Genomic DNA, 14,971 nt, shown 5'->3' on the forward strand with positions numbered 1-14,971 from the left:
TTTATTAAAATTTAACTATTAAAACTATTATTATTTTAGGATTGAGTTTGACGGCAGCAAAAAAATACACAGATATATAACACTATAAATATAAATAGATAATGTTAGTAAACATTTATTTTTTTATCAATTAACTGGGGTTACAATATTTTTTTGCTTTGCAATTTATAATTGCTTTTACGGGTAATTACTAAATTATATATGCATATTACCTTCAACATAAAAAATTAGTGATAAATAAAAAAATATTATTTCTTAATAAGAATCATCTCTGTTTTTTGAAATGCTAATATCACAAGTAATTAAGACTTATAGTTTTTGACCAACATAGTTTCTGAGTAATTTTTCTTACATTGATAGCAAAGTTATGAAAGCGTTCTAATATTTTTCTATCGAATAACTTGCCCTGTTCATTAAACGCTTGCTATACTTATTTTCTGATTAATTTTATTTTTTTTAAAAAATACTCTTAGATTGTTCTCCTAAAACACTGACTAACCAAGTAACTTTCCCAGATGGTGGATAAAAATTTATTAAGTCTAAAGTATTGTTGATAACCTCACTAACACCTACATGATACTCTAGAGTATCATGTAGGTGTTAGTTTGCCACTTTAACAGTTTGATGCGTTTTTTACATCAGGATAGTCTGGATATTTTTTCTCTCCATTGCAAAACGGTAACCTCATGGTGTATATATGAGTAAGAAAATTTCTTTTTCTAGTAAATAATTCTACTATTGTTAATACTACTTTAGTCGGTTGAACACAATAGAACTTGAGATACAAAAGTTTATTGGCAAAGTAATAATTTACTATTGCTTTTCAACATAAAACAATATTAGAGATAAGTGTTTATACATGAACTACTATTCGATAGTTGTGAAACAATAGTTTCTTGTATAAAAAAGAGAAAATTTAACTAATTATCATTATTTAAATACTTAACTTATTCCTTGATTTTTTTTAAAAAAACTTATAATTAAGTCTTATCTATTAAAGTCTATAATCTTTATGGTTACTTTGATTTTAAAAAGTAAGTTGGCAAATATTCTTTAGTGCTTCCTAAATTTTTTTGCTATAATGCCATCTGCCACTATCTTCTATTAATAAAACTTTTTTTTAGATAGCTCTACATCTTTAGTCAAATGTTCATCAACTAAATTAAGCTATTTTCTATTCACTCTTAGAATTCAATTCCATAAAGTTTCTCTAGTTAGAGGTTTAACAAATTTATAGATATATGATCGGCTTACTGTAGCAGTCATCATTTCTCTGATAGAACTCTCAACTCTTCTTTTTATTGAATTCAATCCCACTCCAAGTTAATAAAAAAACATATATCTATTTTAAATTCTTGAATATTTTTTTGGGTTTTTATTTTTTAAAATATAATCTTTTAAGATTTTTCGGTTTAAAATATTATCTCTTTCTATAGTTTATTGTCGTACTTATAATTTAATTATATTAAAATATTTAATTTATATGAGATTATTTTAGTTGTTTCTAACATATTAATAATTTAAACTAAAGAATTTTTTATTTCTTTAGTTTAAATTATTATTCTTGAGTTTTTAACCTCTCATTGTTTTAATTGTAATTTGTTATTATAGCAGTACTACTATTTTTAGTAATTTTCCTAAAATAGATTATATTTACTTATTTTTATAGATTTTTAACTGCTTAGATATTATTTTCTTAGTTTAGGTAAACTTAAATGAAAAAATATGATATTTTACTATAGTAAAAATCCTATTGGATAAAGCTTTGTGTGATTATAAGGCAAGTTTTAGCATTACTTTAATAGTGAACAAAAGGGATCCATTTATAACTATTAATAATTCCTTAAAAATAATCATTAATTGCTTCTCTTGAATAGGGAGTAACTCCAGTTTCTTCCCCAAACCACTTTTCATAAAGTGCTACAGTTTCAGGTTGATCACGAATAATTCTTTGCATAAATTTGATTAAACTTTAATGCACAATATTCCGCCATGCAGATTCATCTTGAAGGAGTATACAAGAATAAGATTCCTAGACATAGGGAAACTCTGGAACTACTTCCAATTGTCTAGAATTCCTTGATTCTTTTAGAAAAATTTCATCACCTACACAGGCATCTATCATCCACGCCTCTAGTTTTTTTAACCAATCATTACAGTCTTTTAATATTACTAATTTAGCAGCCGGTTGTTGTTGTTTAATTACCAGTTCATTGGTAGTTTTAGGAATTACCCCGACTTGACGACCAGCGAGGGGATCAATTGTTTCTAGTCCACTCCCTTTTTTAACTAAAATTTTTGTGCCACTAGCAAAATAACTCACGGTAAAATATACTGTCTGAGTTCGTTGCAAATTGACTGTTGTTGAGGCATATTCAATATCAATCTTTCTTTTTTAAATAAAAGAGAAGCGATTTTTAGCAGTTACTTTTACTAAATTAAGTTTAATGAGTTCACCTATTTTTTTTATATTTTTACAAATTATTTCGAGGATATTCTTTAAATATCCTACCCATTTTCCTTGTTCATTAACGTAACCAAAAGGAATAGCGTCTTTACGAGTTCCGGCAGTAACCACTCCAGGTTTTCTAATTTTTCCCAAAATTACACTAGCCCAACTGGAAGATTGGCTGGTTGTCGCAAACATTAAAATTAAAATCACTAAAGCTAATTTTTTCCCCACCGTCTCTTCTCTAATACAACTTAGGTTCATAGACCAAAGGGATAGAAGGAATGTTTCGTCAAAGTTGATTAACTTAAATAAATAAGAGTGTAATTTAGCTAAGTCACAAAGATCCACTTAAAAATTTTCCGTTGCTTATGAGAAATAGATGATAATGTGACTAGCTAAGTATGTTAACTTAATCAGTGAATCCTGCTCAGTTCTGTTTAGGCAAAAATGACAACTAATCCTCCAAATTCACCATTAAAACCGCCTAAAAAAAATAATTTATTAACTAGATTAGCTAGTTTTGCTAGGCGGCCTTCTACCCTGATAATGAGCGGAGTGTTGCTAATCTTGGGGATGACAACCTATTATGGAATTAATTATTTTGTCTGTAAAAAACTATCACCTCTCCTTTCTAAAGAATTTAGTAAACTTCTTGAAAGAGAAGTTAAAATAGGTGAAGTCGAAAGCTTTTTTTTTAATAGAATCAGTGTTGGACGTTCTTATATTCTTACGACTAATACGGATACAGATTATGCTGAAGCTGAAAAAATTGCTATCAGTTTTAATCCCCTACCAATCTTTATTGGTAGACCTTTAATTATTGATATTACTATCAAAAAATCTAATCTTTTTATCGAACAAGATCAAACAGGAGAATGGATCAAATTACCAAAAATTAAAGAAGAAGAACTTAATCTTCCAATTAGTCTTGACGCTAAGATTCGTTTCAAAGATGCAGATATTACAGTTCATCCTTACGGGTTTAAAGAATCTCTATCTCTCGAAACAGACGGACAAGCAGATTATAATTATCAATCCAATGAGAATCAACAATTTAGTTATGCTTTTGAAGTTAGTGTTCTAAACAGTGAGATTAATATAGAAGGAAAAACCAATATTAAGAGTTGGAAAACCCAAGCACAATTACAGGTTTATAAACTTGGGTTAGCTGAGTTAGTTTCTTTGATTCCTAATTTACCTATCACCCTCAAAAGTGGACAATTAAATAGTAATTTAAATCTTTCTATTCCTTCTTTAGAAGAAATAGAAAGATTTACAGGATCAGGAGAATTTAATATCTCTACCATTGAAGCAAATATTAAATCCTTAAAAACTCCTCTTAAAGTTAACTTAGGTTTAGATTTTCAAGGAAAAAATGTTCAATTACAAAATATAGAAATTAGTCTAGGAAAATTAATTACTAAAATTACTGGAGTAATTAATTGGGAGCAAGGTTACAATATTAATATTGATATTAATCCAGTTTTTCTAGAAGATTTACTTGCTATTGTTTTCCTCAAATTACCTCTTAAATTAAAGGGAGAAATTCAAGGAAAAATTAAACTTAGTGGGGGGATTAAAAATCCTATTTTGACTGGAACAATTAAAAATACAGAATTTCTGCTAATCGATCAGGTTATTATTAAAACATTTACAAGCAATTTTAAAGCTAATTTAGATCAATTTATCCTCGAAAAAGTCCAAATTATTCCTGCTGCTGGTGGAAAGATTGTAGCTAGGGCAAAAGTAGAACCAGGAGTTCTAAAAGAGATCAAAGAAACAAAAAAAACTGATTGGAAAAAAATCCCTTTCTTCCTCGCTTTTGAGGTTGAACTACCCACAGAAGAATTAGTTACTCCTTATTTTCAAAAAAAACAAGGTATTAGTTTAGGAAAAATTACAACTAAAGGTGCAATTACTGGAACTTTAGGGAACCCATTGGGTAAAATAGAATGGCAGTCCCCGAATCTAATTAACAATTCAAAAGAACAAATTTCAGGAAAAGGAAAAATTTTATTGTCAGGACGAGAAATTTCACTTGAGGAAACAATTTTAAAGTCTGCAGAAGGATACATTACTATTAATGGGTTAGGAAATTTAAAAGATAAAAAGTGGAATATAGCTTTGACAGCTAATACTTTTTCTCTTAGCCCATTTTTAATGATTACTTGTTCGGTTACTACCTGTACTGATCAAGTTTCTCGTCAGTCAGTTACTCTTACTAAGAGTAATATAAAATTATCTGGTAAGTTAGATGATTTCCATTTAGTAAAAATTCATGGACAGGGAAATTTAACTGTTAATGTTAATGGTGGGATAATCGCCGTTAGTAGTCGTATCGCTAATGAGAATATAAAATCCGTTGTTAGTATATCAGAAATTTCTCTTAATCCCTATATTGCTAATTTAGCAGTCCCTATCAAAGTAACAAAAAGTTACTTTGATATATCAGGTTCGTTAAGCAAAATCTTAGACAATTTCACTTTAAATATTAACCATCTCCAAGCAAAGGGAAATTCACAATTAACGATTGATGGCAGTCCTGTCAATGCAACTATAGACTTAAGCAATGGAATACTACAAACAGTCGTGAGAACTGGTAAAATTCCCCTTGACGAAATTGTTCCTAATTTATTCGTTAATGCCAAGTTAATTAAGAGTAGTTTTACTTTAACAGGAAATCTAAATTCCATCCTTACATCTCTCAAAACAAACTTAGTTTTTAATAGTTTAAAAGCTAATGTAGATGCACATTTTATCGTAGAAGATAGTCTAGTTAGTATTAACGGAAAGTTAAGAAACGGTCAGATAAATGGGTTAGTTAACCTCGGTGAATTATACCTTAATAAAATTGTTACTACCCTACCTATTCCTGTAAAAGTTATCGGTGGTAACATCAAATTTTCCAGTCAATTAACACCTTTACTTTCTACTAAACCTGACGTAAGTAGTGTCAAATTAATAGCTAATCTACAGCTTTCTGCTGCCCAAGGTCATATCAATACCACTACTCGATTACATAATAATTGGTGGACAACAAACATCAATGTATCTAATCTCAATTATGCTCTAATTTTAGAAAAAATTATTCCCCAAGCGTCCCCAATACAAACTTCTAATCTTAACGCAGAAATTAATTTTTCTGGCAGTATAGTAGATTTTCTAGCAGGAAAGAAAATAATTCCTGTTCAAGTTAATAATATTGCCGTTCAAGCCGATGGACAAATTTTGAATGCCAAAGGAAATCTGCAATTGTCTAATCTTTTGAGCAACCCTGATATTGCCAACGTCAACTTATCAGTTAATGCCAGTTCTAACTTTGATCAATTACCCTTAACTCAATTAGTTTCCATTATTCCCCTAGATAGAAAATTTCTTCTCGGAGAACTTAGCTTAAAAGGTCATGGAAAATTTACTGGAAAATTTTTAGGTAACAACCTTTTAACTTCTTCTACATACCCAGGTAATCTCCAATTATTAGGGGATTTAAAATTCACTAATTTGGTCTTTAATGATCAAGTTTTTGAAGAGATATTAACAGGAACTATTAAGATCTCTTCAAAAGAAAAAATCACTCTGAATTTAGAAGGAAAAGAAGATAAAATTACTGCAATCTTAATACCTTGTACCCAAAAAAACTGTTTTGCTCCTTATTTTCCCGCTTCTTTTGAATTACGTCAAACTGCCGGAGAACAATCCCCTATTATTGTCCAGGGAATGTTAGAAGACGATCACCTTACCACAAAAATTGAAGTATTACCTCTAAAATTAGCTAGAATTTCTCTAGGTCGACAATATGGCATCTCTGGTTATCTTTCGGGTTCGGTTAGCGGCCAACTGGAGATTGATACTTCCACTCTCGAAGGACGAGGGACTCTAACCATTGACAAACCAAGGTTAGGATTTATTGAAGGGCGACAACTCACCGCAAAGGTCCAATATAAAAATAATGTGGCTTTTTTACACAATGCAAGCCTCAAATTAGGGAGAAGTGATTACAATGTGCAAGGGTCACTTAATCTGCAATCATTAGCCTTACAAGGAAAATTAACGGTTAATGATGGTCGCGTTGAAGATCTGTTGACCGCCTTAAACTTTACCAACTTTGAACGGGTCTTAGACGTAATTAAATTCCAACCCCCAGACTATACTACGGCTAAAGCCATCCCCCCACAATCTATCGGAGATGCCCAAGCAGCCATTGCTGAACAAGTAAAATTATTAGGGGTTATTGATCAAAAAATACGCCAATTAGCTGCTCTCCGTAAAGCAGGAGGAATTCCTACCGAATTGGATATTCGCGGTCGCTTCAATGTCGATGTTGCCCTAGGAGGAACTTTCTTGGACCCCACTGTTAACCTAAAATTCATGGGGGATAAGTGGGAATGGCATCCTCAACAACCCTTTCCCGACATTGTGCCACCCTTGGGGTTGGTGATATTAGATGAACAATTTATTCCCATTAACTCTGTGGAAGTCCAAGCCAAGTCAGTCAATGGAATAGTTGCAGTTGAATGCGCCAGAATACTACTAAAAAATACATTATTCACTTTACAGGGGGATTTTTCCTTACAAAACATTGATTCTAAGTGGAAGGTGCAACACTTATCCGTTGATACAGTAGGTAACTTTGTGAAACTTCCCGTCGATATTGGTGGTTTTGTTGATATGTCAGGAACTCTAGGCGGAACCCCTATTCAACCAGAAATACAAGGACAATTTGCCTTTGAAAAAGGAGCATTTCAAGGGCGATCACTAGGAAAAAATCTGCAAGGACAATTTAGCTATCAAGATGGTCGGTTTCGACTCGCTACTGCTGATGCGTCTTTTGTGCACTTAGCAGTTAATATTCCTTTTCCTATTACCCCCGATAATAATGTATTTAACATTGAGGCAAAATTAGACACAGACGCACTAAAATTAGTAAGTGTTTTAACTGGGGAACAAGTAATCTTAATTGGCGGAGAGGGGCAAATCAATGCCCAAGTCCAAGGACGCATTAATCTTTTCAATGGACTGAGAGTTAATGATTTAAACGCCCAAGGAAAGGTGCTCCTAAGTGAAGCTATTTTCCAAAGTGCCGCTTTGCCCAAACCTTTAACTATCAGCGGAGAAATTAACCTCGATGATCAAGCCATAAAAATTTCCCAACTACAAGGAACTTTTGCCCAAAGTAACTTGATCATTGCCGGAGTCTTACCCTTATTTAAGTCCCAACCCCAAATTGAGAACCCCCTCACCGTTGCTATTGAGAAAGGAACTATTGATTTAGAAGGATTATATAGTGGAGGAATAGAAGGAAGTATTTTTGTTATGGGAAATGCCCTTAAACCTTTGGTTGGTGGTGTGGTTCGTTTAGCTGATGGAAAAGTCTTTATACCTAAAACCCCAGAAGTCGCCACAGGCTTGCCTAACGCTGCCTTAACTCAATCGTCAAGAACTAGTCGTCAAGTGTTTTTCTCTCAAGAAAATATTCCTTTTATCCCTGAATTACTGGATTTTAGAGTAATTATTCAAAATTTGTCGGTAGAAACTCTGCCCCTATTTCAGTTTGAATTCGGGGGAGATTTAATAGTTAATGGCTCTTTAAATAATTTGACTAGCCTGAAGCCTCAAGGAAATGTTATCCTCAATCGAGGACAGATTAATTTTCTTGAAACCCGTTTTTTGCTTGAACGTCGGAACCTTAATCAAATTGTTTTTTATCCAGACAAAGGATTATTAAATCCCGATCTTGATCTACAACTACGGACGATTGTCTCAGGAGTTTCTGAGACCTCAAAGGACTTCCGTGCGGCTGATACTACTGAAATTCCTGATGATAGTTTAAATAAAGTAGAACGAATTGATATAAATTTAGCTCTTAAGGGATCTTTAACTCAGTTAATTCCTAGTTTTTACAAAGATAAATCAGAGTTGTGCTTGATTAAAAATCCTCTACAACCAATCCGTACTAAAACCACCTGGTCTGTGGAAGAATTAAACCTTTTAAAAAACTGTTTGACTTTTCTGGCTGAGAACAGTAAAGAGAACTTAGATGAACAACTCCTAAGTAATCCAGTGATTAATTTAACCAGTAGTCCTCCGCAGAGTCAAGGACAAATTGTCCGCTTGTTAGGAAAACAAATATTTGTTTTAGCTGAATCTTTACAAGGACAAAGTACTGAGCAGTTAATTCAATTTGGCGTTGTTCAGTTAGTATTGCCAATGCTATTTCAAACCTTTATTTATGATATAGAGAGTGCCATAAGTGAAACTACTAAAAGTACAGATTGGAGACTTTTACCATTCTTAGAAACTATTTATGAATTGGAAGATAAAGTGTTTATTAAATTCTATTATGATTACATTCTTAATGAATTTCGAATTCGCTATGAAAAACGATTCTAGTTAATTTTTAATGAAATTAAAATATCATACAACTAATACTAACTAAAAAAAAGTTGCAATATTATATTAATAATAATTAAAATTTATTGCGACTAAAATGTGCCTAGCCATTCAACATTTCACTGTTAACAAATATTTTTTAACTATTAGTGACAGAACCAATACCCACAAATACTTAGCTACGTATTAAGTCAGAAAGATATTGAAAGATAGGAAGACTTTTACCTTTTTTACTGATTAAAGAACAAAAAAAACTAGCGAACAGATTCAACAAATATTCCAAACTATAATCTCAATTATAGAGCAATTTCATCCTTAACAATATCAATACATTGAAACAAGTTCAAAAGACAACAACATTAATATATCTGTCTGTATAGCTGTCGATATAGTTATTTCTTTTTTAATTCTGTTAGCTTAATTTTTTAGACAGACCGGCATCTAGGAATTACTCGTTTTTAACTATTTTATTATTTGTATTTTACATTCATCTGAAGCATATGATTGTCTTCATAATTATATTATTATAATCACCCCTTCCTGATTAATTAGGATTAATAGGTAAACAAAACACGATATAACTCAAATGAATTCTAAAGAGTTTTGGATTGATTATTAAGTTGTTATTTTGCTGATGTCATTTTACTGAAAGTCATGGTAATAACAGCCGTTTTTGTTTAGATAGACCAAATTAAAAAATAAAGCTATATTCCATATATATTTACACTAAAACTATAGAAATTAACAAGAATACTGATCAATTAACTCGACAACTAATTGGCTGATCTACCCACTACTATTCTCGTGAGCTATCCAATCAAAATATTCTATAACATAATGGTCAAAAGATGTTCTTAATTAGGTTATCGTTACGCTTTAATATTTGCTAAATGTGCAGCACAATACAAGTCCATTCAGTAGAAAATTTTATATCTATTACTATGATTCAGATGTCAAAATTTATTTTCTGTTTAACAAACTGTTTAAATAGAGAAAACACATGTTTATTAATGATGAACATCTGGTAGTGATCGCTTTGCCTTATAGAGCCAAATTAAACCCAAAATTCCAAATCCTATCATTACCAAACTAATTACTTGAGCAATTCTTAAAGAGCCTAACATTAGGCTATCTGTTCTCAATCCTTCTATCCAAAACCTCCCAAAACTGTAGGCTATTAAATAGACTAAAGACAATGTACCTACTTGGATTTTATCCCTATGTTTTAATCCAAAAAAAAATAGATTTAATAACAAAAAAAATACTAACAGATTCCAAATAGATTCATACAAAAAAGTCGGATGAAAATATTCCTGATTAATATATGTTAAAGGACGGTGATTTACAGGAATATATAGTTTCCAGGGTAAATTAGTCGGAGAACCAAAAGCTTCTGAATTAAAGAAATTTCCCCATCGTCCAATGGCTTGTCCTAAGGTTAAAGATGGCACAATTAAATCTGCCAACTGCCAGACAGAAACTTTATTTAAACGAGCAAAAATAATAGCTGCTAAGGTTCCTCCAATAATAGCTCCATGAATGGCAATTCCCCCTTTCCAAATAGCAATAATATCCCCTGGATTTTGAGCATACTGTTGCCATTCAAAGATAACATAATAAAGTCGAGCGCAGAGAATAGCGGAAATAACCAACCAAATCACTAGATCAGCCACTAAATTGGGATCAACCTGACGTTTGGTGGCTAACCATTGGGATAGAGCAACACCAATTAAGATTGAAGACGAGATCAATAAGCCATACCAACGAATGGCAAAAAAACCAATTTCAAAGACAATTGGCCCTGGAGATTGAAACTGAAACCCTAATAAACTGTTCATTATCCAAATTAGTAGTTAAGACATTGGAGAAATAGAGTGTCAAGACCAAAGTTAATTAAGTATAATTGTACGCATTAACAGCTTTTGACCTCTACCAAGTAAGCAGTTAAATGTTTTTCTTCTTGTTATTTTCTCATAGTTCTCACAATCATCTACTTCCATTCGGGGTGAGGTTCTACCGGTAAACAAGAACTATATTGATTGATCTGATTAATCATTTGATATAGGCGACCAAAGTTGCGCTGGTCAAAATGAAAGACTAAGCGAGGTAAGCTTTCTGTTTCATCTCCTTTTTCACTAGGTAAAGCAGCACTTTTACAAATTGTTTCTTTGACAAGAATATCTGAATAGTCGTCATTGAGCTGGTCTACTTGTTCATCAGATAATTCTAAATTAAGACGCATCACAAATAAATCTCCCACATAGCGACTTGAATGATACACGCAATAGAAATTATGGATAACATTACAGGCATGGGCTAAATTGTCTGTAACAGTATAGAGACTAAAGTCTTCTGTATTAATTAATCCCCGTCGTAACAAATTCTTCTGGTTATGCTCGTTCCAAGTTTTCCAATAATCGCCTCCAGGTTCATCAATTAATACTAAAGGACAGGGGCCATATTTTCCTGTCTGAGAAAGAGTGAGGGTTTCAAAGACTTCATCTTGGGTGCCAAACCCTCCTGCAAATAGAGCTACTGCGTCACTTTCTCGTAGAAAAAAGAGTTTTCTGGTAAAAAAGTATTTAAAATTAATCAATTTAGGATCATCAGCAATAAAAGGGTTGGCACTTTGTTCAAATGGTAATTGGATATTAAGTCCAAAAGAATGCTCTGGTCCTGCTCCTTCATTCCCTGCTTGCATTATCCCTCCTCCTCCGCCTGTGAGAACCATAAACCCAAACTGAGTGATGCAACGGGAAAATTCAACTGCTAAATGATACTCTGAACTTTGGGGAGACAGGCGAGACGAGCCAAAGATGGTAACTTTACGTATGTGACGGTAAGGATAAAAAGTCTGAAACCCTTGTTCTAAGTCTTCTAGGGCAGCAGTTAAAATTTTCCAGTCGAGGCGGTCTATCTCTTCTCCAGCAATTCTCAACAAGACAGACAATGCCCGTTTGACTAGGGTGCCATGTTGATGTTCTGACAATTTTGCTATCAATTCCCCTATGTCTTTAGCTAAAGAAGGGTCTATATTATCTTTTGATAAAGTCATAGTTATGTCTTGAAGACTACCTTCATTGTATCGAAGTTCTATTTATTCAGATAAATCTCTATGTGTTAAGAAATACATAGAATCAAAAATACTGAGTTTTCCCATTGTCTTAAGTTTTATATTGTTTCTCTTTGAATTTTTTAGTTTTATTAATTAATAATTATAGCTCTTTTGGACTGAATATGATATGATTGCAGTTGATAGTTGTTAAATTTTTTATCTTGGCTATATTTTATCACTCCAAAAACTTGATCTTATAAAGATAAAGTTTTTCAAATCTTGTAAATACGTAAAATAAGACTTCCAGTTTTTATTTATTAATATTTTGTCACAGCTAGTCTAGAAGGGACTTAATGATTAAGTCTTCAAAAGCTAGAAAAAGAAATAATAGCAGTTTTCCGTTGAATAAATAGTTTTCTCCTGCTCTATATAAGTTTTGGTTTTGTAAATATTTGCTACTGATGTAAAAAACATTATAAACCTGTATCAAAAAAATTACTAACTCTCCTAGAAAGAAATAATAGATATTTGGAAAGGTAAAATGGCAATTTCTCTGTTAACTATCATGAGTTTAGTTTCATTCTTAACCACTTTCATTGTTTGACTTTTATGTACTTTTGTTTTTTGAAACTATAAAAGTGTTATTTTGAAAGTAAATGAATATTGTTTTATCACACAACGTTTTTAGTGAAAATATGAATAATTGTCCTATTTGTTCTAGTCAAATTTTACGGCATATCAATCATCATAAAATCTACTGGTATTGTCCCCATTGCCATGAAAAGGTTCCCAATTTCACTCGGGTTTTAGTTTCTCAGAAAATTCATGAGGTTGTGACCGACGAAGAACGTTAATATGTAACAGTTAAACTTAATTGTTAAACTCTTTAAAAAAGCAAGACAACATATAAATACTCATAATATGGCTGGTCTGATCAATCCCGCCATAGCGCACAGTGCACAAGGGATATGATATGGTCAGATACATTACCAAACTGTTGATTTGTCAAGAATCGGGTTGAGATTTTGATGATTGATTAATAAACTTGGACAGTCAACCAATCAAATCAATCATCTCGACTCCCTTAAAGAACTTCAACAGATCAATCAAGACCATTTACTCCCCTTACGTCAAGAGAGTGCAACGTATGGATTTTTTCGTGCTAGGTAAACTCTTAGCTGGATTAGTATTATTAGTCGTTGGTGCAGAAGGATTAGTCAACGGTGCGTCTTTCCTGGCAGCTAGTTTGGGGATTTCTCCGTTGGTCATTGGGTTAACTATTGTTGCTTATGGGACAAGTTCACCAGAAATGGCCGTGGCTATTCAATCAAGTTTTGCCGGACAGGCCGATATTGCGTTGGGGAATGTGGTTGGTAGTAATATTTTTAATGTCTTAGTCATTTTAGGGTTATCAGCCTTAGCAATGCCTTTAATAGTGGCAAAACAGTTAATTAGAATCGAGGTTCCCATCATGATTGGGATTTCATTCCTAACTTTGTTGTTTGGATTTGACGGCTTGATTAACCGCTCAGATGGAATTATTTTAGTAATTGGTGGAATTGTTTATACTATTTTTCTCATTTTTCAAGGGTCACAACAATCTCCTGAAGAAAAAGAATATGAAAAATACACCGTTATAGAAGATGTTTCAGTTTTTCAATGGGTGAAGAATTTGGGGTTAATGTTAGGTGGAACAGGGCTATTAATCTTAGGCTCTCGTTGGTTGGTGGAAAGTTCTACTAGCATCGCCCTTACCATTGGGGTTAGTGAATTAGTTATTGGTTTGACGATTGTTGCAGTGGGAACATCATTACCGGAATTGGCCACCTCCGTTATGGCTACTTTGAAGGGAGAGCGAGATATCGCGGTTGGTAATGTGATTGGAAGTAACATATTTAATATTTTGGCTGTGTTAGGGATAGGGGCTATGGTTTCTCCTCAGGGTATTCCTGTTTCTAGTGCTGCTATTGAATTTGATCTACCAGTTATGATTGCGATCGCTATTTCTTGTTTACCTATTTTCCTTACAGGAAATGTGATCGACCGTTGGGAAGGGTTATTGTTTGTTAGTTATTACATTGCCTACACAACTTATTTAATTCTACGTTCGACGGAACACGATAGCCTAGAGATATTCAGTAATGTCATGCTCCTTGTTGTTATTCCCATTACTGTACTAACTTTAACTATAGTCACCGTCAATAGTCTATGGAAACAAAGGTAAAAATAATAGGTTTTACCTAATGAGTATTTAAGCTGTTCCTTGTCAATAGCTATTATAAAGACTTCAATTAAAAATCTTCTAGACCCAAACTATTTACCCAAAGAAGTATTAATGAATATTGTATTTATCTATACAACCAACAGTAGTTTTTAACATTCTATCCTCGATATTAGCCATAAAATTATTAGTCCAAACACTTATGAATGCAATCTCTGTAATATCACTCATAAAATTTTAACTAAAAAAAGAGATGGAAAGATAACAGAGAATCATCAACAGATAAATCAAAATCATTTTTGATGATAGAGAAAATAGATTAATTAAACTGTTGGGACAAAACACTTTTTCGCCTTGCGGTTTTCAGAAAATGACTCTGATGTTAAATGGTAGCAAAAACATAAACATAAAAGTTACTCTTTAATTTCTAATAATTGACCAAAAAATCCGGAAATGAGAAATAAAATAATCGAACCAAATAAGGCATCCCAAAAGGTATTAACGCTAAAACCTGGAGTAAGATAACTTACTAAAGAAAAAGCAATAGCATTAACTACAAATAAGAATAACCCTAAACTAAAAAAAGTTAAAGGAAGTGTAAATAAAATCAGAACAGGTCGAACAATAGCATTAATTACTCCCATAACAATAGCAGCAAAGGCAGCAGCAACAAGGGATTTAATAAAAATTCCTGGAATCACATAAGCTGTAATTAATAGTGAGATAGCTGTAATAAGCCACGTAAACAAAAATTGCATGTTTATTATTTAACCTCTTTTTAAGAAAAAATAGATTAAGCTCCTAAGATTAAGCTCTTAGGAGTACACAATAATTACGTCACGCTAAAAAATTT

Annotated in this window: 7 protein-coding genes and 1 pseudogene; 4 read left to right on the forward strand and 4 right to left on the reverse strand. The window is 32.4% G+C overall.

What is annotated here, in order from left to right:
• Positions 1–1,843: 1,843 nt before the first annotated feature.
• Positions 1,844–2,683, reverse strand: a pseudogene (locus P3F56_RS10635) (amino acid ABC transporter substrate-binding protein).
• Between the two features lie 216 nt (positions 2,684–2,899).
• Between P3F56_RS10635 and P3F56_RS10130 the strand changes: the two are divergent.
• Positions 2,900–8,842, forward strand: coding sequence for a translocation/assembly module TamB domain-containing protein (locus tag P3F56_RS10130; protein WP_281152721.1), 5,943 nt, complete (start codon positions 2,900–2,902; stop codon positions 8,840–8,842).
• Positions 8,843–9,849: 1,007 nt separating this feature from the next.
• Here P3F56_RS10130 and lgt read toward each other — a convergent pair.
• Entirely contained in the window at positions 9,850–10,680 is an 831-nt protein-coding gene (gene lgt, locus P3F56_RS10135; RefSeq protein ID WP_281152722.1) for a prolipoprotein diacylglyceryl transferase, read from the reverse strand.
• 152 nt (positions 10,681–10,832) lie between these two features.
• On the reverse strand, positions 10,833–11,897 hold the full coding sequence (locus P3F56_RS10140; protein ID WP_281152723.1) for an LOG family protein: 1,065 nt from the start codon (positions 11,895–11,897) through the stop codon (positions 10,833–10,835).
• A gap of 656 nt (positions 11,898–12,553) precedes the next feature.
• Here P3F56_RS10140 and P3F56_RS10145 point away from each other — a divergent pair.
• The 3 genes from P3F56_RS10145 (at position 12,554) to P3F56_RS10155 (ending at position 14,121) form a co-directional block, all read left to right on the forward strand.
• Positions 12,554–12,751 (forward strand): PDDEXK family nuclease, encoded by a 198-nt coding sequence (locus P3F56_RS10145; protein WP_281152724.1) that lies wholly within the window; start codon positions 12,554–12,556, stop codon positions 12,749–12,751.
• A gap of 178 nt (positions 12,752–12,929) precedes the next feature.
• Entirely contained in the window at positions 12,930–13,067 is a 138-nt protein-coding gene (locus P3F56_RS10150; protein ID WP_281152725.1) for a hypothetical protein, read from the forward strand.
• Complete coding sequence (locus tag P3F56_RS10155) at positions 13,045–14,121, forward strand: calcium/sodium antiporter (protein WP_281152726.1); 1,077 nt, start codon at positions 13,045–13,047, stop codon at positions 14,119–14,121. Before P3F56_RS10150 ends, P3F56_RS10155 begins: the two co-directional genes overlap by 23 nt.
• 410 nt (positions 14,122–14,531) lie before the next feature.
• Here P3F56_RS10155 and P3F56_RS10160 read toward each other — a convergent pair whose 3' ends face one another.
• Complete coding sequence (locus P3F56_RS10160; RefSeq protein ID WP_281152727.1) at positions 14,532–14,876, reverse strand: phage holin family protein; 345 nt, start codon at positions 14,874–14,876, stop codon at positions 14,532–14,534.
• Positions 14,877–14,971: the final 95 nt, after the last annotated feature.

The sequence above is a fragment of the cyanobacterium endosymbiont of Epithemia clementina EcSB genome (assembly GCF_029919255.1).
Lineage (GTDB): Bacteria > Cyanobacteriota > Cyanobacteriia > Cyanobacteriales > Microcystaceae > Rippkaea.